This window comes from Flagellimonas okinawensis (assembly GCF_029194005.1).
GTDB lineage: Bacteria > Bacteroidota > Bacteroidia > Flavobacteriales > Flavobacteriaceae > Flagellimonas > Flagellimonas okinawensis.
Genome location: NZ_JARFVA010000013.1, coordinates 2,501 through 5,139 on the forward strand (window position 1 = coordinate 2,501; position 2,639 = coordinate 5,139).

Annotated in this window: 2 tRNA genes and 2 rRNA genes (1 of these 4 cut by a window edge); all 4 read right to left on the reverse strand. The window is 52.4% G+C overall.

Features of this window, described 5'->3' with window-relative positions:
- Nucleotides 1–508: ribosomal RNA gene (locus PY091_RS18630) — 23S ribosomal RNA — on the reverse strand (it extends 2,311 nt beyond the left edge of the window).
- Nucleotides 509–656: 148 nt separating this feature from the next.
- Nucleotides 657–730, reverse strand: a tRNA-Ala gene (locus PY091_RS18635).
- A gap of 102 nt (nt 731–832) precedes the next feature.
- A tRNA-Ile gene (locus tag PY091_RS18640) sits at nt 833–906 on the reverse strand.
- Between the two features lie 106 nt (nt 907–1,012).
- Nucleotides 1,013–2,538, reverse strand: a 16S ribosomal RNA gene (locus PY091_RS18645).
- The 16S and 23S rRNA genes sit together here with 2 tRNA genes alongside, the layout of an rRNA operon.
- Between the last annotated feature and the right edge of the window lie 101 nt (nt 2,539–2,639).

Below are 2,639 nucleotides of genomic sequence, written 5' to 3' on the forward strand. Positions count from 1 at the left end.
TTCTTTTCACCTTTCCCTCACGGTACTGGTTCACTATCGGTCTCTCAGGAGTATTTAGCCTTGGCGGATGGTCCCGCCGGATTCACACAGGGTTTCACGTGCCCCGCGCTACTCAGGATACCACTATCTTTAACGCTCCTTGCCCGTACGGGACTGTCACCCATATCGTGCAGCTTTCCAACTGCTTCCGGTTCGTCGCGCAAAGAATATTGTGGTCCTACAACCCCGTCATTGCCGGAACAACAACGGTTTGGGCCGATCCGATTTCGCTCGCCACTACTCTCGGAATCACTCTTGTTTTCTCTTCCTCCGCCTACTTAGATGTTTCAGTTCAGCGGGTTCGCCCACCTTACGGTGTGACTGGCCTTCAACCAGCCGGGTTGCCCCATTCGGACACCCACGGATCAATGCTCATGTGCAGCTCCCCGTGGATTTTCGCAGCTTATCACGTCCTTCTTCGCCTCTGAGAGCCTAGGCATCCCCCATACGCCCTTCTTTTGCTTGTCGCACCTGTACATAAGTACAAATGCCCTCTCGTAATCCTTTATATATTCTATTCTACTTCGTGTTTCTTCTTTGACTTCGCACACAACGATATAAAATCGCTGTCGCTCCGTCCCAATATGTCAATGAACTTATGTCCCCAAAGGGACTCGTGGAGAATATCGGAGTCGAACCGATGACCTCCTGCGTGCAAGGCAGGCGCTCTAGCCAGCTGAGCTAATCCCCCATTATCAGTTGTCAGTTAACAGTTATCAGTTAACAGTACTATATAACGGTAACCCAACATCTAGAATTTCCTAATTTCAGTACTCAATGAACTTTTTCATCGTAGTCTCAGGCAGACTCGAACTGCCGACCTCTACATTATCAGTGTAGCGCTCTAACCAGCTGAGCTATGAGACTGTCTTGGCCTTTTATCGCCAGTATTTGTAACATATTATAAACGACAGCGCAAAACGTAACAACCACCTCGTGCAGGACCCGGACATCCGGGCGTCTCTTTCTCTAGAAAGGAGGTGTTCCAGCCGCACCTTCCGGTACGGCTACCTTGTTACGACTTAGCCCTAGTTACCGATTTTGCCCTAGGCCGCTCCTCTCGGTGACGGACTTCAGGCACTCCCGGCTTCCATGGCTTGACGGGCGGTGTGTACAAGGCCCGGGAACGTATTCACCGGATCATGGCTGATATCCGATTACTAGCGATTCCAGCTTCACGGGGTCGAGTTGCAGACCCCGATCCGAACTGTGACCGGTTTTGTAGATCCGCGCCCCCTTGCGGGGTGGCTTCCCTCTGTACCGGCCATTGTAGCACGTGTGTAGCCCAGGACGTAAGGGCCGTGATGATTTGACGTCGTCCCCACCTTCCTCACGGTTTGCACCGGCAGTCCCGTTAGAGTCCCCATCTTGACATGCTGGCAACTAACGGTAGGGGTTGCGCTCGTTATAGGACTTAACCTGACACCTCACGGCACGAGCTGACGACAACCATGCAGCACCTTGCAGGCAGTCCGAAGAAAGGGGTATCTCTACCCCATGCAGCCTGCATTTAAGCCCTGGTAAGGTTCCTCGCGTATCATCGAATTAAACCACATGCTCCACCGCTTGTGCGGGCCCCCGTCAATTCCTTTGAGTTTCATTCTTGCGAACGTACTCCCCAGGTGGGATACTTATCACTTTCGCTTGGCCACGGAGACCGAAGTCCCCACAGCTAGTATCCATCGTTTACGGCGTGGACTACCGGGGTATCTAATCCCGTTCGCTACCCACGCTTTCGTCCATCAGCGTCAGTACATGGTTGGTCACCTGCCTTCGCGATCGGTGTTCTATGTGATATCTATGCATTTCACCGCTACACCACATGTTCCGGCAACCCCACCATGACTCAAGACCTGCAGTATCAAAGGCAATTTTATGGTTGAGCCACAAACTTTCACCCCTGACTTACAGGCCCGCCTACGGACCCTTTAAACCCAATGATTCCGGATAACGCTCGGACCCTCCGTATTACCGCGGCTGCTGGCACGGAGTTAGCCGGTCCTTATTCTTACGGTACCGTCAGACACCTACACGTAGGTGCGTTTCTTCCCGTATAAAAGCAGTTTACAACCCATAGGGCCGTCATCCTGCACGCGGCATGGCTGGATCAGGCTCCCGCCCATTGTCCAATATTCCTCACTGCTGCCTCCCGTAGGAGTCTGGTCCGTGTCTCAGTACCAGTGTGGGGGATCCCCCTCTCAGGGCCCCTAACCATCGCTGCCATGGTGAGCCGTTACCTCACCATCTAACTAATGGTACGCATGGCCATCCCTGTCCGATAAATCTTTAATCGGAATATCATGCGATATCCCGATACTATGGGGCATTAATCCAAGTTTCCCTGGGCTATTCCCCTGACAGGGGCAGGTTCCATACGCGTTCCGCACCCGTGCGCCGGTCGTCAGCAAAAAAGCAAGCTTTTCCCTGTTACCCCTCGACTTGCATGTGTTAGGCCTGCCGCTAGCGTTCATCCTGAGCCAGGATCAAACTCTTCATTGTATTTCCTTGAATGTCTGTCCGACACCCGAAATATCCGAGCCCTCGCATCAAAATGGTTTGTTCTTAATTCTACGCTGTCGTTACAATATGTATATGAACTT